The 21,106-nt window shown below is 71.2% G+C and carries 23 protein-coding genes; 8 read left to right on the top strand and 15 right to left on the bottom strand.

Annotated elements, in window-relative coordinates; translation table 11 throughout:
* Together B1L11_RS34560 and B1L11_RS34565 are read right to left on the bottom strand one after the other, a co-directional pair.
* Positions 1-240: hypothetical protein (locus tag B1L11_RS34560; protein WP_079319561.1), on the bottom strand; the 240-nt coding region annotated here is incomplete at its 3' end.
* Between the two features lie 3 nt (positions 241-243).
* Complete coding sequence (locus B1L11_RS34565; RefSeq protein WP_079319530.1) at positions 244-1,170, bottom strand: SPFH domain-containing protein; 927 nt, start codon at positions 1,168-1,170, stop codon at positions 244-246.
* Between the two features lie 169 nt (positions 1,171-1,339).
* Here B1L11_RS34565 and B1L11_RS34570 point away from each other — a divergent pair, with 169 nt between their 5' ends.
* Positions 1,340-1,597 carry a hypothetical protein gene (locus B1L11_RS34570; protein ID WP_079319531.1) on the top strand — a complete coding sequence of 86 codons (258 nt, stop codon included), beginning with the start codon at positions 1,340-1,342 and terminating at the stop codon, positions 1,595-1,597.
* Positions 1,598-1,644: 47 nt separating this feature from the next.
* Here B1L11_RS34570 and B1L11_RS34575 read toward each other — a convergent pair whose 3' ends face one another.
* The 6 genes from B1L11_RS34575 to B1L11_RS34600 all read right to left on the bottom strand — a co-directional run bounded on the left by B1L11_RS34575 (position 1,645) and on the right by B1L11_RS34600 (position 4,931).
* Positions 1,645-2,229, bottom strand: a complete 585-nt coding sequence (locus tag B1L11_RS34575) for a TetR/AcrR family transcriptional regulator (RefSeq protein WP_079319532.1) — start codon at positions 2,227-2,229, stop codon at positions 1,645-1,647.
* Positions 2,230-2,358: 129 nt separating this feature from the next.
* Entirely contained in the window at positions 2,359-3,120 is a 762-nt protein-coding gene (locus tag B1L11_RS34585) for an NAD(P)-dependent alcohol dehydrogenase (RefSeq protein ID WP_256863141.1), read from the bottom strand.
* Position 3,121: 1 nt separating this feature from the next.
* The gene (locus B1L11_RS52675) at positions 3,122-3,337 is read right to left on the bottom strand and encodes a hypothetical protein (RefSeq protein WP_256863142.1); all 216 of its coding nucleotides are present in this window, start codon (positions 3,335-3,337) and stop codon (positions 3,122-3,124) included.
* Positions 3,334-3,567 carry a helix-turn-helix transcriptional regulator gene (locus tag B1L11_RS34590; RefSeq protein ID WP_079319533.1) on the bottom strand — a complete coding sequence of 78 codons (234 nt, stop codon included), beginning with the start codon at positions 3,565-3,567 and terminating at the stop codon, positions 3,334-3,336. The genes B1L11_RS52675 and B1L11_RS34590 overlap by 4 nt, the downstream gene beginning before the upstream one ends.
* Entirely contained in the window at positions 3,561-3,989 is a 429-nt protein-coding gene (locus tag B1L11_RS34595; protein WP_079319534.1) for a hypothetical protein, read from the bottom strand. The genes B1L11_RS34590 and B1L11_RS34595 overlap by 7 nt, the downstream gene beginning before the upstream one ends.
* A 90-nt stretch (positions 3,990-4,079) precedes the next feature.
* On the bottom strand, positions 4,080-4,931 hold the full coding sequence (locus B1L11_RS34600; RefSeq protein ID WP_079319535.1) for a helix-turn-helix transcriptional regulator: 852 nt from the start codon (positions 4,929-4,931) through the stop codon (positions 4,080-4,082).
* A 146-nt stretch (positions 4,932-5,077) separates the two neighbouring features.
* Between B1L11_RS34600 and B1L11_RS34605 the strand changes: the two genes are divergently transcribed.
* Positions 5,078-5,962, top strand: coding sequence for an NAD-dependent epimerase/dehydratase family protein (locus B1L11_RS34605; RefSeq protein WP_179155461.1), 885 nt, complete (start codon positions 5,078-5,080; stop codon positions 5,960-5,962).
* Between the two features lie 75 nt (positions 5,963-6,037).
* On the opposite strand, the gene B1L11_RS34610 is transcribed toward B1L11_RS34605, so the two are convergent.
* A complete protein-coding gene (locus B1L11_RS34610; protein ID WP_079319537.1) occupies positions 6,038-7,102 on the bottom strand; it encodes a ThiF family adenylyltransferase in 1,065 nt (354 codons plus the stop codon).
* A 169-nt stretch (positions 7,103-7,271) separates the two neighbouring features.
* Here B1L11_RS34610 and B1L11_RS34615 point away from each other — a divergent pair, with 169 nt between their 5' ends.
* Positions 7,272-8,240, top strand: a complete 969-nt coding sequence (locus B1L11_RS34615; RefSeq protein WP_079319538.1) for a transglycosylase SLT domain-containing protein — start codon at positions 7,272-7,274, stop codon at positions 8,238-8,240.
* Positions 8,241-8,350: 110 nt separating this feature from the next.
* On the top strand, positions 8,351-10,747 hold the full coding sequence (locus tag B1L11_RS34620) for a DUF6185 family protein (RefSeq protein ID WP_079319539.1): 2,397 nt from the start codon (positions 8,351-8,353) through the stop codon (positions 10,745-10,747).
* 14 nt (positions 10,748-10,761) lie between these two features.
* Here B1L11_RS34620 and B1L11_RS34625 read toward each other — a convergent pair whose 3' ends face one another.
* The 4 genes from B1L11_RS34625 to B1L11_RS34640 form a co-directional block, all read right to left on the bottom strand.
* Positions 10,762-12,534, bottom strand: a complete 1,773-nt coding sequence (locus B1L11_RS34625; RefSeq protein WP_079319540.1) for a glycoside hydrolase family 6 protein — start codon at positions 12,532-12,534, stop codon at positions 10,762-10,764.
* A gap of 222 nt (positions 12,535-12,756) precedes the next feature.
* Positions 12,757-14,493, bottom strand: coding sequence for a family 43 glycosylhydrolase (locus B1L11_RS34630; protein ID WP_079319541.1), 1,737 nt, complete (start codon positions 14,491-14,493; stop codon positions 12,757-12,759).
* A 181-nt stretch (positions 14,494-14,674) separates the two neighbouring features.
* A complete protein-coding gene (locus tag B1L11_RS34635; protein WP_179155462.1) occupies positions 14,675-15,109 on the bottom strand; it encodes an ester cyclase in 435 nt (144 codons plus the stop codon).
* Between the two features lie 95 nt (positions 15,110-15,204).
* The gene (locus B1L11_RS34640; RefSeq protein WP_079319543.1) at positions 15,205-15,807 is read right to left on the bottom strand and encodes a TIGR03086 family metal-binding protein; all 603 of its coding nucleotides are present in this window, start codon (positions 15,805-15,807) and stop codon (positions 15,205-15,207) included.
* Between the two features lie 76 nt (positions 15,808-15,883).
* On the opposite strand from B1L11_RS34640, the gene B1L11_RS34645 reads away from it, so the two are divergent.
* From B1L11_RS34645 to B1L11_RS34665, 4 genes are all read left to right on the top strand, one after another.
* Positions 15,884-16,315, top strand: coding sequence for a MarR family winged helix-turn-helix transcriptional regulator (locus B1L11_RS34645; RefSeq protein WP_079319562.1), 432 nt, complete (start codon positions 15,884-15,886; stop codon positions 16,313-16,315).
* 44 nt (positions 16,316-16,359) lie between these two features.
* Positions 16,360-17,241 carry a GNAT family N-acetyltransferase gene (locus B1L11_RS34650; RefSeq protein WP_079319544.1) on the top strand — a complete coding sequence of 294 codons (882 nt, stop codon included), beginning with the start codon at positions 16,360-16,362 and terminating at the stop codon, positions 17,239-17,241.
* 255 nt (positions 17,242-17,496) lie between these two features.
* On the top strand, positions 17,497-18,756 hold the full coding sequence (locus B1L11_RS34660; RefSeq protein WP_079319545.1) for an acetyl-CoA hydrolase/transferase family protein: 1,260 nt from the start codon (positions 17,497-17,499) through the stop codon (positions 18,754-18,756).
* A 30-nt stretch (positions 18,757-18,786) separates the two neighbouring features.
* The gene (locus B1L11_RS34665; protein ID WP_079319546.1) at positions 18,787-19,974 is read left to right on the top strand and encodes an acyl-CoA dehydrogenase family protein; all 1,188 of its coding nucleotides are present in this window, start codon (positions 18,787-18,789) and stop codon (positions 19,972-19,974) included.
* 30 nt (positions 19,975-20,004) lie between these two features.
* Here the strand turns inward: B1L11_RS34665 and B1L11_RS34670 are convergent, their stop codons facing one another.
* Both B1L11_RS34670 and B1L11_RS34675 read right to left on the bottom strand, forming a co-directional pair.
* Entirely contained in the window at positions 20,005-20,520 is a 516-nt protein-coding gene (locus tag B1L11_RS34670; protein ID WP_218671494.1) for a GNAT family N-acetyltransferase, read from the bottom strand.
* A 40-nt stretch (positions 20,521-20,560) separates the two neighbouring features.
* A complete protein-coding gene (locus B1L11_RS34675; RefSeq protein WP_079319547.1) occupies positions 20,561-21,013 on the bottom strand; it encodes a nuclear transport factor 2 family protein in 453 nt (150 codons plus the stop codon).
* Between the last annotated feature and the right edge of the window lie 93 nt (positions 21,014-21,106).

Raw genomic sequence — 21,106 nt, forward strand, 5'->3', positions numbered from 1 at the left:
GTCGTCGGGCGGGTCGGCGGGGGGAGCCTCCGGAGGCGGGGTCTTCTTCTTGGGAGGCCGGCCGCGCCGGGGGATGCGGCCGGCGTCCCCCGGGAGCCGTCCCGCCTCCGACAGGGCCCGGCGCAGCAGGAACTCGATCTGGGCGTTGGTGCTGCGCAGTTCGTCGCCGGCCCAGCGGGCCAGCGCGTCGTGCACCGCCGGGTCCAGCCGCAACAGGATGCTCTTTCTTTCTGTCGCCACGGTCTAGTGGTACAGGGAGCCGGTGTTCACCACGGGCTGCACGTCGCGGTCGCCGCACAGGACGACGAGCAGGTTGCTGACCATGGTGGCTTTGCGCTCCTCATCGAGTTCGATCACGTTGTTCTCGTCGAGGCGGGACAGGGCGGCCTCGACCATGCCGACGGCGCCGTCCACGATCCGCTGACGGGCCGCGACGACCGCTCCGGCCTGCTGGCGGCGCAGCATCGCCTGCGCGATCTCGGGAGCGTACGCGAGGCGGGTGATGCGCGATTCGATGACCTTCACTCCCGCCGACGCCACCCGGGCCTGGATCTCGGCCGACAGGCGGCCGGTGATCTCGTCCGCGTTCTGCCGCAGGGACAGCATGTCGTCGTGCCCGTCGTACGGGTAGCTGCCGGCGATGTGACGGACCGCGGTCTCGGTTTGGAAGGCCACGAACTCCACGAAGTCGTCGACCTCGAAGACGGCCTTCGCCGTGTCCTCGACCTGCCACACGACCACGGCGGCCATCTCGATCGGGTTGCCGTCGGCGTCGTTGACCTTGGCGATGTCGGTCTCGTGGTTGCGGATCCGGGTCGACACCCGGCGCTTCTGGGTGAAGGGCGCCACGAACCGGAGGCCGGGCGTGCGGACCGTGCCAGCGTAGCGGCCGAGCAGCTGGATCACCCGCGCCTCGCCCGGGGCGACCGCGGTGAGCCCGGTGAGGACGACGACAGCCGCGAGGAGGAGCACCACCCCGGCGCTGATCAGGACGGCTCCCGCAGCGCCGCTGCCGTCGGCCGCGAGGACGGCGCCGATCGGGACCAGCACGGCCGGGCTCAGCAGGCCGAGCAGGGCCAGGATCAGCATCGGCCACCCCGTGGCCGCTCGCGCCGTCCGCTCGTTGGTCTGGGGGGCCGGCATGTCGACGGCGATCTGCAGGTCTGTCATGTCTTCTCCTCGGTGTCTAGCACGACACTAGCAAAGTGATATCACTTTTTGCCAGACCCATCCTGGTCGCCCGGGACGCAACCGAACCCTCAGCCGTTCGTCCCGCCGTGGCCTCCGCAGAGGCGTCACCTATACGGGCAAGTACCAGTGGTATCCCTTCAGCGCCCCGGTGCCCTGCCCGTTCGATTCCACGACCGCCTGGAACCCCGGCGACAAGGCCGGATCGAGAGGCCTGTTCCAGATCGGCAAGGGCCACAAGGCGAAGTACGCCGCCTGGCCCAATGAGTTCGTGACGAACAACGGCGGCCGCCGGACGAAGAGCTTCACCGCGCGGGAATGGTTCCTGCCCTCGTCCAAGATCCTGATCATCGACGTCTGGAACACGCCGGGACTGTCGGAAGTGCTCAAGGGCGCGACCTGGAGCTGACCGCACGCCGTGTGCCGGATCGGGGCATCCGGCACACGGCGTCGCCCTCAGGCGCCGGTCTCCAGGCCGCCGCGCAGGAGCGCGGTGAGCCGCCGGGCGTGGGCCACGTCGGTTCCGGTGAGCGCCGCGCCGCCGACGAGGGCCAGCAGGTCGGTCACGGTGAGTCCGGGACGTACGGCACCGGCGGCCTGTGCCCGCTCCAGCAGGCCCGACGCGGTGGTGTGGATCGACGGGTGCCACTGGTCGAACAACGCGCTACGACGGCCGGTGGGGCCTTCCGTGGCCGTGAGGGCGAGCGGCCGCTTCGTCGCGACGTGCACGACGAACGCGTCGAGCCAGGAGAAGAGCGCGTCGGCCGGAGACGGATCCGCCAGCAGGTCGGCGCCCTGGCGGCACAACTCCGCCACCTCGTCCGCGTACACGGCGACGAGCAGCTCGGCCCGAGTGGGGAAGTGCCGATACAGGGTCGCGTTGCCGACGCCGGCGCGCCGCGCCACCTCGTCCAACGCGACGTCGGGCCCTGAACTGTCGATGAGCTCGCGCGCGGCGGCGAGCAGCAGCGCGGCGTTGCGTGAGGCGTCCGCTCTGCGCGTACGGCCGGGCGGTGCGGGCTCGGGACCACTCGGCGTCATCCGCGCTCCCTTCCCTTGCTGGTGGTCAGTGTGACCTACGAGGACACGCTCGTGCGTGGCGACCAGGGGTGGCGGATCAGCCACCGCGTGGTCCGCGCCCGCCGGATCCCCCTGACTCGCTGAAGGTGGTTACAAGGTGACGACGACCTTGCCGGCGGGGTGTCCTTCGATGAGACGGCGGATCGCGTCGGGCGCCTCGCTCAGGGGATAGGCGCGGTCGATCACGGGGGTGACGGCGCCCGACTCGACGAACCGCGCGAGTTCCTCCAGGTGCTCGGCCCGCTCCCTGCTCACCACCGGGCGCAGCCGCTGACCGACGAACATCGACAGCAGCGGCGCCCGGAACGTGCGTCCCATGCCCCCGGTGAAGCGGTATGCCGTGTGCCCGCCGCCGACGATCACCAGCGTCCCGCGCGGGGTCAGGGCGCGCCGCAGCAGGGACAGCGGCCGGTTTCCGGCGGTGTCGACGACGACGTCGTAACGTGCGCCGTCGCGGTCGATCTCCTCGCGGGCGTAGTCGACGACGTCGTCGGCGCCAAGCGACCGGACGAGCCCGGCCCTCGCCGCCGAGCACACGCCGGTGACGCTCGCGCCGTACGCCTTGGCGATCTGCACGGCGAACGACCCCACGCCCCCCGACGCGCCGATGACCAGCGCCCGCTGACCCGGCCGGACCTGGGCGACGTCGCGGACGGCCTGCAGCGCCGTCATGCCCGAGACGGGTATCGCGGCGGCCTGCTCGAACGTGAGGCCGGCCGGCTTCGGCGCGAGCCTGCTCTGCCGCGCGCTCGCGTACTCGGCGTACGAGCCGCTCTCGCAGGTGCCGTACACCTCCTGGCCGGGCTGGAACCGGGTCACGCGGGCGCCGACGGCCGCCACCACCCCGGCCACGTCACGGCCCCGGACCGCGACCCTTGGGCCGGCGCAGCCCGAAGCCCGCCAGGCGCATGAGGTAGGGCCGGCCGGTCATGAGGACCCACACGCCAGGGTCCACCGCGGCGGCGCGGACCTCGACGAGCACCTCCTCGTCACCGATCGTGGGGCGGTCGACGTCACGCAGGCGGAGCACGTCCGCCGGGCCGTACGCGTCCTGGACGATGGCTTTCATGAGGTTCCTTCCGGGAGGTCGGGATACTGGAACACGTCGTCGAGCGGAACACCGAACACCCGGGCGATCCGGAAGGCCATCTCCAGAGACGGCGAGTATCGCCCCTGTTCGATGGCGATGAGGGTCTGCCTGGTCACGCCGATGCGTTCGGCGAGTTCGGCCTGGGTCATCTCGTCGTGGGCGAACCGCAGCGCGCGGATGCGGTTCGTCACGCGTGTGGGCTTCACCACTCCGGAAGGCTCCTGCGATAGACAATGATCTTGGTGATCCCGCCGAGGATCGCCGACAGCACGAAGCAGAGGTAGACCACGTTCGCGATCCAGAACCGGTCCCACCCGGCCATGGCCATGAGCATCGCCGCGACCGCGCCGATGACGACGAACGCCTGACCGGCGTGGTCGCCGAGCCGCCCGATCTCCCTGTCGCGGACGTCGACGACCCGCGATGCCCCCGGCCTGACGATCGCCATCCCGATCTCGGCCACGATCGACGCGGCGATGGCCCCGCCGACCGACCACAGCAGGGCGGCGGTGTACGGCACCTCGGGTAACGGCCCTCCGCCCGCCCGTCTGAGAACGGCGACGACGTACGCGGCGTAGGCGAGCACGGCGACGACCAGCCTGATCCAGGCGCGCTTCTCCACGTGAGTCATGATCGAACCCTTCGATGTACAGAATCTTTGACATCACCAAGGTAGCGAATCTTTGACCTCGTGTACAGAATCTTTTACATCGAGGGGCTGTCAGGCTTCGGCGGGCACCTGCTCGGCGCCGATGACCTTCAGGAACTGGAGGGACTCGTACGCCGGCGACCCGGGCTCGGCGGTGAAGATGACCACCTGCTGCTCCTGGTCGGGCACGGTCAGCACGTCGAAGTCCAGCTCGATCGGACCGACGCGCGGGTGCCGCACGGTCTGGCGCAGGTGCCGTTCGATGTGGAACCGCTGGGAGTTCCACAGGCGGGCGAATTCCTCGCTCCCGGCCAGCAGCTCCTCGACCAGGCTCTTCAGCTCACGGCTGTCGGGATAGCGGGTGACGGCGACGCGCAGGTAGCTGACCGCCGTGACGACGAACCGCTCCGGGCTGCCCATGCCGTAGTGCCGTCGCTCTGGGTCGGGGTGCAGGAAGTAACGCCGGATGACGTTGCGCTCCTGGCCCGCCAGGGCGGAGAAGTCCTCGAACAGGGCCGCCGCCAGCGGGTTCCAGGCCAGCACGCCGCAGGTGTCGTCCACGACGATCGCGGCGGCGTCGGTCAGCCGGTTGAGCAGGTTCAACGTGCTCGGCCGCACCTCGCGTACGGGTTCGGCGAACCGGCTCTCCTCCCGCTCCCCGGCCAGGTGGAACAGGTGGGCCCGTTCCTGGTCCGACAGGCGCAGGGCGCGGGCGATGCCGTCGAGCACGCGCCGTGACGGGTGCCGGCCCCGCGCCTGCTCCAGCCGGGTGTAGTGGTCCACCGAGATGTACGCGAGCTGGGCGACCTCCTCGCGCCGCAGCCCGGGGGTGCGGCGGCGGCGTCCCTCGGGCAGGCCGACGTCGGCGGGGCTGACGCGCTCACGTGCGCCACGCAGGAAATTCGCCAGGCCAAGCTTGTCCATGCCTGTGACGGTACGTCTGGAATCGAATGCCCGCACCGCGCAGCCATGGACTCCTGGTCCCTGGCTGTGCGGGACGGCCCGGGGCGACCGTGGGGTTGGCATCGACCGGCGGCGCCGGTCACCGACCTGATGAAAGGCATACGATCATGCGGATTCTCGTCACGGGTGCGAGCGGCTACGTCGGCGGAGTCGTGGCCGAGCACCTCGTCCGGGCCGGGCACGAGGTGGTCGCCCTGGCCCGGTCCGACCGGGCGCGCGAGCGGGCCGAAGGGCTGGGCGCGAAGGCGGTGCGCGGCAGCCTGCGGGACCTCGACGTCCTGCGCGGCGCGGCCGCCGGGGCCGACGCCGTGGTGCACACCGCCGTCGACTACACGAATCCCGAGATGGGCGACATCGAGCGCGACGCCCTCGCGGCGCTGCTGGGCGGGCTGAACGACGGCGGCGCGTTCGTCTACACCAGCACGGGCCTGGTCTATCCGGACCGGCAGGGCGCCGTGGTGGACGAGGACCACTCCGTCACCCCCGAGGCGTCGCCGCAGCCGTACAAGGTCCTCGGCGAGCGGCAGGTCCTGGCGGCCGGGCACGTGGCGGGCACCGTGATCCGGGCGGCGCTGGTCTACGGGCGCGGCGGATCGGGCCTGCTCCAGGGGCTCATCGGCGCAGGTCGGCAGAACGGGATGGTGCCCTACATCGGCGACGGCGCCAACGAGTGGTCGTCGGTGCACGTCGACGACCTCGCGGCGCTGTACGTCGCCGCGCTGGAGCGCCGCGAGCCCGGGGTCGTCGTCAACGCCGCCTCGGCCGAGCGGACCCCGATCCGGCGGATCGCCGAGGCGGTCGCCGAGCTCACCGGCGCCCAGGCCGTGTCGCTGACCCTGGAGCAGGGGGTGGCCGCGATGGGGCCGCTCGCCGCCACGCTCACCCGTTCGTCGCCGATGGACGCCTCGCGTGCCCGGAGGCTGTTCGGATGGGCCCCGGAGCGGCCCGGACTGATCGAGGAGCTGACGACCGGCTCCTACGCGCGGTCCTGATCGGCTCGTCCTGTTCTCGGGCCACCCTTCCCTCCCTGGCCTTCGGCCGACATGGATGTTCTCGCGAGAACCCGTTCATGGTTCGTCCGGGCCGCACACCGGGCAGCCGGGACGAGGCGGATGCCGGACCCATACGTGGTGGTCCGCGGCGATCAGGTTGACCCCCTGGATGGTGCCGACCGGCGGCACGGGCACGCCGGTCAGGAGCCCGAGCAGCGCGTGGGCGACGAGTTGGCCGGACACGCCCGCCGAGGTGGCGATCACGCCGGGCCCGCCGAGGTCCACCGGCGTGCCGGGGCGGCGCCGCGCCTCCTCGCCGCTGCTCAGGCACTCGTAGCACGCGCCCGCTCCCGGCGCGAAGCATCCCACGGTGACCAGCGGGCCGTTGTATCCGCCGCCGGCCCAGGGGATGTTCGCGGCGGCGCAGGCGCGGTTGGCCCACACCCTGATGCCGTGCCCGGTGGGCCGGTCCGCGCAGAGGGCGAGTGCGTCGTAGCCCGCGATCAGGTCGTCCAGCTCGCGCCTGCTGCCGATGCGGCGGCGCTCGCCCGTGACGGAGATGTCGGAGTTGACGGCCCTGAGCCGGGCGACGGCCGCCTCCGCCTTCGGGCGCCCGACGTCGTCCTGGCCGTACAGCACCTGACGGTTGAGGTTGGACAGCTCGACCAGGTCGGGATCCACGCAGTGGATCGTGCCGACGCCGACGGCGGCGAGCGCCCATGCCGCGTGGCAGCCCGTGCCGCCCAGGCCGAGCACCACGACCCGCGCGGACTTCAGCCGGAGCTGGGTCTCCCAGCCGTGGGCGCGCGGCATGGTGTCGACCGCGCGGAAGAACGCGTGGTTCCTGCTGTAGCGGTCGAGTTCGCGCTCGCTCAGCCCGGCGGGCGGCACTGCCGCGGCGTCCTCCACGTATCGGGTGGCGACCAGTCGCTCGACGATCGACGTGGCGTCCGGCAACTCCGGATGGGCCAGGCGCAGCCGCTGGGCGATCTCGTCGCGAGAACGGGTGCCGTCCATCAGAGTGAGGGCCGTCCACACCCATCCGTACGGGTCCGCGATTTCGGCGGCGATCCCGTAAATCTCGCCGCCGATGCGAATGGTGCCGTCCTCGTATCGATGAGGCCGGTGCTCGAATTTCACGCGGGGCAGTCGCACGTGACGACGATTACTGGGCGATAACTGGGCGAGTCAACACTGAATTCTGCAAGAAGGAAAAAGGGGTCGGCCGTAAAACGTTCCCGCCTCGCGGGGTGCGCTTCGCGGCGAAGAGGGGCATGAAACGTCACCGCTGGGCATACGGTTGACGACGATGAACGATCAGCCTGCCGTGATCTCACCGCCGATGCCGCGCCGCACGGTGCTGGCCGCCGCGCTCGCCGCCGTGGTCGTCCCGCTCTCGGGCTGTGGAGGCTCGGCGGGCGAGGCCGCCTCGGTCGCTCCCCGCGAGAGCGTGACCTCGCCCGCCTCGGGACGGGCCTCCGCGAGTCCGGAGGGTCCGGAGCGGTCCGTACGGGACCTGCCCGCGCCGGACGAGGCGATCCCCAAGGACCCCAGGCGGCTGGCCGACGCCCTGACCCGTACGGGGGAGCGACTGCGTGACGCGATCGACGACTGGAGGCGTACGGGCGACCCCGCCAAGGGGGAGGCGCCCGAGCCGGTGGTCCTGCTTTCCCTGTACGAGCAGCGCGTCTATCGCTATCTCGCCCGCAATCCCAAGGTGGCCTCCCGCACCTACGGCGAACTGCCGAAGGAGGTGGCCGCGCGGGCGCGGGACAACGTGACGGCCATCCGCGACCTGCTCTCCCTCGCCCATCCCGTCAGCGGGCCGATCAAGATCAAGGTCCGGTCGCCGGAGCCCGCCGACGCCCTGCTCGCCGACTTCCGGCGCGCCGAGCGCAGGTTCGGCGTCGAGTGGGAGGTGCTGGCGGCGGTGATGCTCGTGGAGACCAAGTTCGGGCGGGTGCGCTCGCCGAGCTACGTGGGCGCCAAGGGGCCGATGCAGTTCATGCCGGGCACCTGGAAGGCGTACGGCATGGGTGGCGACATCGACGACACCGGTGACGCCCTTCTCGGCGCGGCCAACTACCTCCACGCGTCGGGCGCGCCCGGCGACTACCGGCGCGCGCTGTACGCCTACAACCACTCCCAGGCGTACGTCGACGCGGTCCTGCTGCACGCGCGCCAGATGAAGCGGGACATCAGGAACTACTACGCCTACTACACCTGGCAGGTCTACGTGATCACGACCAAGGGCGAGCGCCGCCTGACCGGCCCCTGACAAAAGGGCCGCGAACGAGTAACCAATGCCGCTTTCCGCGCGACTCATCCTTTGGGGGATCGATCGCGTACGGGAGGTCGGTTGTGCGGCGGCTGACGACTGGTGCCGGGATGAAGCCCATCGCGCTGCTGCGCGAAGCCGCGCTCCTCGTCGCGCTGGCGTTCGGCCTGCTGTCGCTGAACCCGCGTCCGGCTCTCGCGGACGGCACGGGCTGCGAGTTCGGGCCTCCCCGCTCGTCGTGGGTGGAGACGTCCGTGACCGTCGCGGAACGCGGCCACGACACCACCGTGATGACGAGCACGACGCGGGTCGGCGTGCCCCGCGACTGGCCGGGAGCCACCGCCCTGCTCGGCGACGGGAGCGCCGCCGGCTGCCTGCTGCCGCTGCGCGGCGCGCCGAGCGTCACGGTGTCGGCCGACGGGGCGGAAGTCGTGGTCCGGAGCACGCAGGAGACCCGGCTGGAGTTGTACGACACCGAGTGGGGCGCGGAGTCCGCCGGGCTGTGGTCGAGCCGTGCGTCCGGCGGGACCCGGTTCGTCGCGCTGCTGCCCTCGCCGGCGGACCTGCCGTCCGGGCTGGCCGGGGCACGCTGGCGGACCGTGGTCGTGAAGACGCCGGAGTCCCGGGTGCGCAGGGTGACGCCCCTGCCGTCCGAGGTGCTCCCCGGCGGCACCTACGTCTGGCGGGACGGCGCCGCCCCGCCGCGCGTCGAGGTCGCGCTGCCGCTGTCCGCGCGGGCGGCGTTCCAGCGCTGGACCGGACTGCGGGGGCAGGACGTGCTCGCGGTCGCGACCTACGCGGGCTTCGCGCTGCCCTACCTGCTGCTGGCCGGGCTGCTCGTGCTGCTGCATCGGCGTTCGGCCGACCGGTCCGAGCGCGTCCTCATCAGGATCACCCTCGGCGCACTGGGGATGATCACGGCGGCGGAGACGATGCTGGTCGCCGGCGCGCTCACGGGCACGTTGTTCGTCGCCGTCCTGTTCGGCGTGACGGACACGCTGGCGATCCTCGTCGTGGCGGCGCCGCTCTGCCTGGCGGTGCGGGGACTGGCGCGCACCGGCCTCCGGCGGGGAGTCCCCCTGCTCGTCGGCGCGGTGCTCGCCGTCCTCGGCGCGCTGGCGCTCCTGGCCGCACGGTTGTTCGCCGACGCGCGACCGGACCCCCTGTGGGTCGCGCCGGCCGTCGCCACGGCGCTGCTGCTCACCGGGGCGGCGTGGGCGATCGCGGTCCGGGCCGCCCGCGTGCGGGGCAGGACGCCGCGCGCCGTGCGCGTCCTGCTGTGCTGGAGCGTCCCCGGCCTCGCGTCGCTGACCCTCGCCTACGTGGCCCACGCCGTCGTCACCGGAACGCCTACGGGCGTCACGCCCTTCTTCCTGCTGCACGGCCTCTCCTATCTGATGTGGCCGCTGGTGGTGCTCCTGCTTCTGCTGCAGCTTCGCCTTCACGGGCGGCGTACGGACTCCGTCGGGCCGTCCACCGTGTGGCTGCTGGTGTTCCTGTTCGTCGTCGGCACGATCAGGTGGCTCAACACGTACGCGGGGATGCCTTTTCCGCTCGCCGGCCTCGTGGGGCTGGCCGCGCTGCCCCTGCTGCTGCGGCTGACGCGACGGGCCGAGGTCGCCGACCCGGGCGTGTCCCGCCGCCGGCTCGCGATGATCGTGGACGAGTACCGCGACCTGGAGGAGAGGGAGAAGGGGCTGCGGCGGCGCTGGGCGGCGGGGGACATCGACGACGCGGAACACACCAAGGAGAACGGGCCGGTCGTCGACCGCATCCGCCGCCTCCGCATGGAGATCGGCCTCGATCCCGACAGGGAGGACGGGCTCAGCCCGCTCGACGTGGCGCTGTCGCGCGGCCCCGGCGTGTCGTGGTGGGCGAACGCGCGGCTCGCCGCCCGGTACGCGTCCTACGTGGGCGCGCCCGCCGCCGTGTTCCTCATCTGGGCCACCTGGAGCACCGACAGCCGGGGGCGCGACGGCTGGCTCGACCGGCTCGGCGATCCCAACGGGTTCTACGGCCTGGCCGGCGACCTGATCGGCGGGCTGCTGATCTGGCCGGTGGCGGGCTTCGTGCTGGGCGCGCTGTGGCGCCGCCTGCCCGGCAGGCGCGGCTACCTCAAGGGCGTCGTGCCGGTCCTCGCGTACGCCGCGGCGACGGGGGCCCACGCCGTGCTGAACAACGTCATCGGCCAGGCCCCCGTGCGCGGCTCGCTCGTGCGGGTGCTGCTGCTGTTCCTGGTGCTGACCGTCGTCGCCGTCCTCATGGACGCGCGGACCCTCCAGACCCGCCCGGGTGGTCTCGCGTCGCGGCTCACACCCGTGGCCGTCGTCTACCGGCTCGGTACGGCGGGCAGCGGGATCGCGCTCATCGTCGCGCAGGCGGCGGCCGTCCTCGGGCTGTGGAGCCAGCTCAAGAACGGCATCGACATCACCTCCCAGGTGGACACCTCGGCCCAGGCACCGATCAGCGCCGACGCGCAGGTGCTGCTGGGCCGGGTGGACAGGTAGGGCTCACCACGGGCTCACAGCGCGGGGTAGGCGTTGTTCACCAGCATCACGAACTGCGCGTGGTGCCAGTCGCCGGCCAGCGGCGCGTCGGGGAGGGCGCCGGTCGGCCGGAACCCGTTCGACCAGGGCGTGAGGGAGCCATTGGGGTCGCACATGCGGTCGAGCAGCCGGTCGGAGCCCTCGGGCAGGATCGGTCCGCCCGCGCCGTCCGACTCGCCGGGCCGTTTGATCCACAGGTAGGCGTCGACGCCGGGGACGGGAGCGGCGACCGGCCGCGCCCCCAGCCCCGCGCCCTTCTGGTTGCACATCGCGGACCGCGACGGACGCCTGTCGACACGGCTCTGGTCCACGTAGGTGTTGACGTCGAGCGAGGTGCTCACCGCGGTGGGGCGAGCCGGCCCGCCCCAGCCGTCGCGGGAGGTGTCGACGACCACGCCGAGCAGGCTGGAGAAGCCCTTGGAGATCAGGGCGCTTCGCATCGCGACGGCATAGTCCCGTTCGTTCAGGTAGGGGTTCCAGTCGACGAACCTGCTCTGCTTGATCGGCTGGCCGGCCACGGTCTGCTCCGGGTCGGTCAGGAAGGGCTCCCCGAGGGGTACGTAGTCCGCGACGTTCGTGGCGATGCCGTCGAGGCTGTTCAGGCCCGCCGTCGTGCCGCGCACGGTCTCGGTGATGGAGGTCGCGAGCGCGGTGAAGTTCGTCTCCCAGCCGGCCCATCCCGCGCTGCCCGCGTCGAGGTACGTGTAGACGTTGGGCAGGGGGGAGAGCTTGTCGAGGGCGTAGCGGATGCCCGTCACGTACACGCCCGACCCCGCCGCCTGGTTACACGGGTAGGTGTCCACCCCTCCTACGATGAGGTCGGTCAGGGCCCGCGGCTCGACGACGGCCGCGACGCGCACGTTCCGATACTCGGGCCTGGCCAGGAGGGCGGCGACGGGGTCCACGAACTCCGCCTTGTAGCGGTTGAGGCCGTTCTCCTGCTCGTGCAGCTCGGCAGTGGAGACCAGCGACTGGCAGTCGCGGTCGGGCAGGTCGTGGAGGACGAGCGTGATGTATCCGGCCCCCTGCTCCACCGCGGAGTCGAGGTGGTCCTTCAGCGTACGGGCGACCCCGGAGCCGCCGGTGACGTCCGCGATCCGGTTCAGCCAGACCGCGGTGGGCGTCTTCTTCAGGCCGCGCATCTTCTGCGCGGTCGCGTCGTCCACCTTCGCGGCGGAGGACTCGACGTCGGCCGCCCAGTCCGGGTCGACGTACCCCTTGGCGCCGATGAACGGGTTGTCCACCGGCACGTCCCCGCTCGGACTCGGGCTCGGGCTCGGACTCGGGCTCGGCGACGTGCCCGGCACGGTGACCTGGCAGGGCACCCCGTTGAAGGCGAAGTCCGCGGGCGGCGGGTTGCTCCCGGTCCAGGTGCCGTTGAACCCGAGCTGCAAGGATCCGCCGGATGCCAGCCTGGCGTTCCAGGACTCGTTCTCGGCGATGACGTGGTCGGCGAGCTGGGTCCACCGGGCCGACCAGCCCTGTGTGAGCTTCTGGGAGCCGGGGAAGGTGAAGGTCAGTTTCCAGCCGGACAGCGTTTCGCCGGTGTTCCTGACGGTGATCCCGGCCGTGAAGCCGCCGGAACGCGTTCCCCACTGGGTGCTCGAGTAGGTCACCTGGCAGGTGACCGCGGCGTCCGCGGACGTCGTGCCCAGGACCGGTCCCGCCGCGGCCGCCGCCGCGGCGGGGACGACCGCCGCGGCGGTCGTCAGAATCCTGCGGACGAACCGGTGGTGGCCGAAGGGCATGGGCGATCGTCTCCCGGGTGAGGTGACCGGCTCTGGCGTCCGGCGCCCGTTCCGGTTCGCGCAGGGCGCCGACGCTCCCCAGATTCGGTAATCGCCCGGCTCATGTACACGATTCGCCGAAGCGGAAACATCCCTTTCCGGAGCAAATTTGTCGAAGTCGTGTGGCACCTCGGGAAACGCCGTACGGGGATCCGCCGGCCGGCGCCGGAATCGGTGAAATATTCAGCGGCGGTGCAGGTGGAAGTAGTCGAACTCGGCCGTGGCTCCCGCGCCGCCCAGCGAGATGAGACCGACGCGCAGATCGGCGTCGGCGGGCAGGGTCCACACGCCGCCGTAGGTCCAGGTGCGGCCGTCACGGCTGGTGGCGGCACGCAGCTCGTGCTCTCCGTTGTGCCGGTCGACCCGGTGGACGAGGCGCAGCCACGTCGTGTCGGCGGGCGGCCCGACGATCGTGCCGCCGTACGCGATCCGCCCGGCGTACGGCATCTCCTTGCCGAACTCGGTCTGCCGGGTGTTCCAGATCGCGACGTGGACGAGCTTGGTGTAGAGGTCGTCTCCGGCGTAGGCGATCAGACCCGCCTGCTGGTAGTTGCGCACGGTGTCGGTCCCGAGGTCGATGGTGAGCTTGGTCTCGGCCGTCCAGTCGCCCTCGGGGACCTCGCGCAGCAGCACCGATGCGGTGTTGTTCTCCCTGTTGAGCTCGGCGTCCTGGGTGGGCCAGCGCAGAGCGCCGCCCGACAGCTCGCCCTGCGGCGCGCGGACCCAGGTCCAGCCCGGACGCAGCCGCCCGGCGTCGAACTCGTCGCTGCGGCTCGGGTCGAGCGGGCCGAGCCGGGGAAGGGGCGCCGCCTTCACGGGAACCTTCCGGCCCGGCGCCGGCTGCGGGTCCTCCGACGCCCAGGCCCCGCCGCGTACGGTCGGCCAGCCGTCGATCCAGTCGAGCCGGTCGATGAGCATGGGCCGCTCGTTGATGCCGTACGGCTCGTCGAGGTAGGGGTCGTCTCGGTCGATGGCGTGGTAGACCAGCCAGTCCTGGCCGGCCGGGTCGGTCACGACCGCGTTGTGCCCGGTGCCGACCCAGCGGTTGCCGTTCGGCGCGATCACGATCGTGCCGCCGGCCCGCGAGGTGTTGAGCGGCACGCCCTCCCGGTCGACGTACGGACCGGTGATCGAGCGGGACCGCCCGGCGTAGACGCTGTATCCGGTGGTCGGGCCCGCGCAGCAGTCGGCCGAGGAGGCGAACAGGTACCAATAGCCGCCCCGGCGCACCAGGTAGCCGCCCTCGAAGCGGTTGTCGATCGCGATCATCGTCGGCTCGCCCACGGCGCGGGTGCCCGTGGCGTCCAGCCGGGTGATGAGGATTCCGCCGTAGTAGGAACCGTAGACCAGGTATTCGGCGCCGTCGGTGTCCACCGCGTGGGCGGGGTCGAAGGTCCACTTGAAGTCGCCCGTGCCGCCGGGGCCGTGGCGCGGGCCGACGACCGGCGCCCCGGAGTCCGTCCACGGCCCGGCGGGGGTGGGCGCCGTGGCGACGCCGATCGCGTTGTCGTTCGGTTCAGGCGTGACCGTGGTCTGGGTGACGACGTAGTACAGGCGATACTCGCCGTTCACCCGGCGGATGTCCGGCGCCCACAGGCTCGCGCCCCCGGCCGTGTCGGCCCACTTCGGCAGCGTCGCGGGGGAGAAGGCGTCGCCCACGTACGTCCAGTCGCTGAGGTTCCGCGACCGGGAGATCGGCAGGTAGTGGGGGGTCCGCTCGCCCTCCCGCAGGGGGTCGCTGGTCCCGTACGCGTACCACCAGCCGTCCTCGCCCCTGATGATCGAGGGGTCGGCGAAGGTGTCGGCGAAGGGACGGCTGACCGGGTTGACGTACGAACCGGGGCCGCCGAATCCCGGCGGTGCGGCGGCGGCCGGAGCTGCTGTGAGGAGGCAGACGAGCCCGGCGCACGCCGCGACCATGCGTTGAACGACCCTGTGTCGGACGACCCTGCGTTGGACGATCCTGGCACCCATACGTGTCTCCCGCGTGCGGATGATCCTTGTGCCAGCCTTTGTACAACGTTGTATTCAACGTTGTACATATCAGTTGTCCACAGCAGGAGGCCCGCGGTCGGAGTCGCCGGCCGGGCCGTGGTGCCCGTTACGAGCCGTCGCTGAAAAAGAGGCAGCCGCCGATCTGGGCCGCCATCTCCAATTGGTCGTAGAAGAGCCGGTGGCTGAGGATCAGCCCGTCCTCGACGGTGGAGAAGCTGCACGAGCGCACGAGGATGGACCGCCCGGTGCCCTCGAGCACGTCCCCGCCGGGGACGAGCAGCGGCCCCTTGTGCGTGCCGCTGATCGTGAACTCCGCCGCCACTGTGTCCCCGAACATGGTCACCGACTGCGGCGTGATCACCATGTTGGGGAACGCCTCCATCCAATCGCCGTAGTAGGAGGTGATCTCCTCCCTGTTCTCGGCGATGCCGTCGGGGGCCACCAGAACGGCCCGCTCGTCGAAGCACAGCGCCAGGGCGTCGAGGTCATGGCGGTTGATGGCCTGTCTCAGCCTGTCCACGGCACGGAGCACTTCGGACATCGGACGTTCCCTTCCCCCGACGAGAGCGGCCGTATGGCGCGTGCGCCGTGACCTGGCATATCCGGACATCGGCGGTATTTTCACGATAACCCAGCTCACGGGCTGGGCCGCGTGACTCCGTGAGCGGGGGTCCGGCCGAGACGGGCGAGGATCTGGTCGAAGCGGGAGGCCTCCGGGGCGGCGGGCACGCTCGGCGCGAACGCGGCGCCCGGGCTCTCGCGGTACTCGCCGTCCGGCACCGCCAGGGCTATCGGCCAGGCGGCCTCGGCCAGGTCCGGGTCGGGATCGTAGGCGATCCCCAGCGTGCGGGCGACGTCCCACCCGTGGACCAGGTAGTCGATGAAGTGGAAGCCGATGGCGTGCACGGCCGGGAACGGCGCGTCCACCCCCAGTTCGGGGAGAACGAACCCGCGGTCGAGCACCCCCTCGGCCGCGAACGCGGCGGTGACGCGCTCGGCCGCCGCCGCGTAGGCCCAGACGGGATCGGGGCCGGGCCGCTCCCGCCACGCGTCGGGGTCGGCCCCGCGGTCCTCCGCCGCGGCGGCGAAGCCGAGGTGCTGGGCGGTCATGTGCGCGAGCAGGTCGGCCAGGGTCCAGCCGGCGCAGGGCGTCGGTCGATCGAGGTCGCCGGGGCGCACCTCGGCCACCACATCGACGCTCGCCTGCACGGCCCGCCGGTCCAGCTCCCGAATGTCCATCTCTCCTCCTGAATATCGTAAGCGCATGAAGACGATATGCGTATGCTTATTTTCTGTCAAAGTCTAAGCTGTGGGCATGCCCGACCGCCCCGATCTCGCCGCGATGGCGGCCCCCCTGACCAGGGCGCTGATGGCCGCCGAGACGCCGATCCTGCGGGAGCACGACCTGTCGATGTGGGCGTACGTCGTGCTGCTCGGCCTGGACGAGCGGCCGGTGCGCACGCAGGCCGCGCTGGCGGAGTCGATCGGCGCGGACAAGACGCGCATCATCCGCGTCCTGGACGACCTCCAGCGCAGAGGGCTGATCGAGCGGAGCCCGGACCCGGCCGACCGCCGCGTCCGGCTCCTGTCCATCACCCCGGAGGGCCGCCGCCTGCGGGACGCGGCTCAGGCGGGCATCCGCCGGATGGAGGAGCGGGTGCTCGCCCGGTTGCCGGACGGCGACAGGGAGGCGTTCCTGCGGGCGCTGCGGGTCCTGTCGGCCCTGCCTCCGCAGGAGTTCCAGTAAATCCCGTTGATCCGTGAGCGGCCCGATGGCTACGGTGTGCGCCCGTGTCTCTGCATCTGACCCGTCTGGTCGATCCGCACACCGGCGCATCGAGTCGCCGGCTGGCCTGGCTGGCCTCCCGGCCTGACGGCGTACCCGCCGGGTCGGCGTACCTGCGCCTGTTCACGGCCGCAGGCCACGAGCATCTCGCTGAGCTCGACCTGCACGTCCACCCGGCCGAACGCCGCGCCGGGGTGGGGTCGCGCCTGCTCGCCGCGGCCCTGGCGGCGGCGCGTGAGGAGGGTAGGCGGTGCGTCACCGCGGATGCGGAGGCCGATGCGCCCGCGGAAGCGTTCCTGGCCGCGCGGGGGTTCCGTCCGGCGCTGGGCCTGACGTTCACCCGCCTGGCGCTGGCCGGTGTGGACCCCGCCGTCCTCGCCGCGGCCCGCGCGGAGCCGCGTCCGGGATATCGGCTGGTCTCCTGGGAGGGCGCCGTCCCCGACGAACTGGCCGAGACGTTCGCCGCGTCCCGCCGCGCCATGGACGACATGCCGATGGACGGCCTCGACTACAGGCCGGCGCCATGGGACGTCGCCCGAGTCAGGGCCGCCGCCGAGGCGGTCGCGCGGCGCGGCGAGCTCCTGCACACCGTCGCGGCGGTCGACGAGGACCGTGGGACGATCGTGGGCTTCACCGAGCTGGTGGTCCCCGGTGACGGCACGGGCGACGGGCAGCACTACGGCACCGGCGTCCTTCCCGAGCACCGCGGGCGCGGCCTCGGCCGCTGGATGAAGGCCGAGATGATCCGGCTCGTCCGCGAACGCCACCCGGACCTCGGCGGGCTGCTCGCCGACACCGCCGACGGCAACACGTACATGCGCGGCATCAATGACGCCCTCGGCTACGTGCCGACGCACCGGACCGTCCGCTATCGGCTCGACCTCTAGGTCGTTCTGACTTGGGTGGCAGACTGGGAAGGAGGCCGACCGAAGAGGAGGTCGAGGTGACCACCGAATCGGCAGAACGGGTCTCGTGGCCGGGCCGCTACTTTGAGGACTTCTCAGTGGGCGAGGTTTACCGGCATCCGCTGGGGCGAACGGTGACCGCCACGGACAACGTATGGCAGGCCCTCCTGACCCAGAACACCATGCCGGTGCACGGCACGGCGGCGCGACAGCGGTCGCGGTCCACCAGGAGGTGTCATGAACGCACCGACCGACGTGCTGGACCTGGTACGAGACGGCGCGGACTTGATCGTGCCGACCCACAACGGCGAACCGCACACTGTCATCGATGCTCTTGAGGCCCACGCCGACCGGTTGACCGGTGTTCGGATCCATCAGATGGATCCCGCCCGCGAACGCTCCTATATCAACGGCAAATACCCGAGGCAGCTGACCCATGTCAGCTACTACCTGGGGCCGGGATGCCGGCAGGCGTACTGGAACGGCACGTGTGAGCTCGTCCCGGCGCACTTCAGCGAGGTGCCCCTGCTGCTCCGCGAGTACACCCGGCACTCCCTGGTCCTGGCCGCGTCGACCATGCCCGACGAGCACGGCTACTTCAGCCTGGGCACCAATGCCGACTACGTGGCCGCGTTCATCGGTGAGGTGCCGTTCTTCCTGGAGGCCAACCCGCGAATGCCGCGCACTTTCGGACAGAACCAGATCCACGTCAGCCAGGTCGCCGGCTGGTGCGTCGCCGACTACCCCCTGCAGGAGACGATGCCGGCCGTACCCGACGATCGGGACACGCGCATCGCGGAACTGGTCGCCGAGCGCGTGCCGAACGGGGCATGCCTGCAGATCGGCGTCGGCCGCATCCCCAACGCGCTGCTGGCCGAGCTGGCGGGGCACCGCGATCTGGGCGTGCACACCGAGGCGATGTCCGACGGCGTCATGCACCTGGCGGAACAAGGCGTCGTCACCGGCGCGCGCAAGAAGCACCAACGCAACAAGAATGTCGCCACCTTCTGCATCGGCACCCGGAGTTTCTTCGACTGGCTCGACGGCAACGCGTCGGTGGCCATGCTGCCGGTCAACTGGGTCAACGACCCACGAGTGGTGGCCCGCGAACCCGCCATGATGTCGATCAACGCCACCAGTGAGATCGACCTCATGGGCCAGGCGGCCAGCGAGACCATCGCGGGTCGTTACTGGTCGGGCTCGGGAGGGCAGGCCGACTTCGCCCGCGGCGCCATGTACTCCGACGGCGGGCAGGCGTTCCTTGTCACCCACGCGGCCACCAGCGACGGCACCAGCAGAATCAAGGTCCAGCTCGGCCGCGCCACCCCGGTCACCACGTTGAAGAACACCATCGACCACGTCGTCACCGAGTACGGCATCGCGGAGCTGAGGGGCCGCAGCATCTCCCAGCGTGCGGCCGCGCTGATCGCCATAGCGCACCCCGATCACCGCGACCGGCTCACCTATGAGGCCCGCCACGCCGGGTTGTTGCATTGAACGCGTCCACAGTGAGGGAGTGGACCGGGCATGAACGATATCGCCATTCACGACAGCGACGCCGCCCACCAGCGGCTGTCCGCGGAGGTGCGCGAACTCTGCGGGCGTTTCGGCGACGAGTACTGGCGCGCCCGCGACCGCGAGCGGGCCTATCCGGAGGAGTTCGTACGCGCCCTCACCGAGGCCGGGTACCTGTCGGTCCTCATCCCGAAGGAGTACGGCGGGCTGGGGATGGGGGTCACTGAGGGAAGCATCATCCTGCAGGAAATCAACCGTTCCGGCGGGCACTCTGCCGCCTGCCACGCCCAGATGTACACCATGGCACCGTTGCTGCGGCACGGCAGCGAGGAGCAGAGACGGCGCTATCTGCCCGAGATCGCGGCCGGCAGGCTGCGGCTGCAGGCATTCTCCATCACCGAGCCCGAGGCCGGATCCAACACCACCCGGATCCAGACCATGGCGGTGCGCGACGGCGAGGACTACGTGGTGACCGGCCACAAGAACTGGACCAGCCGGATCGCCCAGTCGGACCTTCTGATGCTGCTGGCTCGCACTCGTCCGCTGGCGGAGGACCCCGCTGAACGGACCGAGGGCATCAGTCTCTTTCTCGTCGACCTGCGTCAGGTCCGTGAGGAGCAGCCCGCCACGCTGGTCGTCGAACCGGTCCGCACCATGTTCAACTACGCCACCAACCAGGTCTGGTACAAGAGTATGCGGATCCCCGCCGACAGCCTGATCGGCGAGGAGGGGCATGGATTCCGCTACGTCATCGACGGCTGGAACGCCGAACGCATCCTGCTGGCCTCCGAGGCCATCGGCGACGGGTACTGGTTCCTCGACCGGGCGGTCGCGTACGCCAGGGAGCGTGACGTCTTCGGTCACCCCATCGGGGCCGACCAGGGCGTGCAGTTCCCGTTGGCCCGCGCCTACACCCAGGTCGCCGCTGCGGACCAGATGCGCACCCGCGCAGCCGCCCTGTTCGACAGCGGGCAGCACAGCGGAGCTGAGGCGAACACGGCCAAGTTCCTGGCGAGTGAGGCCAGCTGGCAGGCGGCCAACGTCTGCCTGGACATCCACGGCGGCAACGGGTTCGTGGACACCTGGGACGTCGAGCGGAAGTTCCGCGAGACCCGCCTTTACCAGGTCGCCCCTGTCAACAACAACCTGGTCTTGGCCTTCATCGGACAGCATGTCCTCGGACTGCCCCGCTCCTACTGAACGATCATGATCGTCACAAAGGGGCACTGGCTAGCGACTCGTGAAGCCGCGCCCGAGCGGCGGGCCCAGCCGCAGCTGGAGCGCGGGGTAGCGGGGTGCGTCGAACCCGAAGGACTGGTACAGCTCGATCCCGTACGACGTGGCGTTGAGGTCGATCGTCCGGACCTCGGTCTCGGTGCGATACCAGACGAGCAGCGCGTCGAGGCAGGCGCGCGCGAGGCCGAGCCGGCGGCGCCGCCGGTCGGTGCAGATGTTGAAGACGTGGCCCTGCAGGCCGCTCGGGTTCGTCGGCCCCGGCGCGTGGGGATCGCAGGTGCCCGCCGCGCAGCTCACGACGCCGAGCTCCGGGTCGTCCACCACGAACGCGGCGAAGTCCCCCGGATCGCGCAGCCGCCGGGCGAACCACGCCTCGGCCGACGCCCGCCAGGGCGCGCTCTCGTCCCCGACCTCCGCCCCCATGTCCTCCAGCATCACGGCGCGCAGGCGGACGAGGGCCGCAGCGTCCGCCGCTCCCGCCCGGCGGACCATGGTCCCCGAGATCGTCATGGTCACCATTGTGACCGCGCCCGCGGGCGGGCGCTCCCGATCAGGCCGTGGCGGCGGCGTTCTCCGCGGCGGTCACGACGTCCTTCAGGCGGCCCATCGCGTGGTAGGTGCCGAAAACGTCCATGTAGTCGCGCGCCTCCACGATCTCGCCGTTCCGTACGCGGAGGGTCAGCAGGCCCGTGGCCCGGAACGGCCGGCCGTCCGGTTCGACCGTGCCGGTGCCCTCCCACTCCCCGATGACGACCTCGGGATCGGCCGCGTCGTGGACGACGACGTCGTGGATCTCGGCGAGCCGTACGGGGCTCGCGCCCCACGCCGCGCGGTAGAGGGCGCGGATCTCCTCCCGCCCCTCCAGGCGGGCGGGGAACAGCGGTGCCCGGAACGCGAACGTGTGCAGGGCGTCGGCGGCGTAGAGGTCGGCGAGGTCGTCGGCGGACCTGTCGACCATCGCCCGGTGATAGCGGGCCAGGACCTCGCGCGGAGTGAGCTGCATCCGTTCGCTCCAATCACTCGGAAAGAGCTTTCGCTCAACAGTTGTTGACTCAACGACTGTAGAGCGAACGGGCCGATGTGGTCAACGCCGGTA

The sequence above is a fragment of the Microbispora sp. GKU 823 genome (assembly GCF_002027145.1).
Taxonomy (GTDB): Bacteria; Actinomycetota; Actinomycetes; order Streptosporangiales; family Streptosporangiaceae; genus Microbispora; species Microbispora siamensis.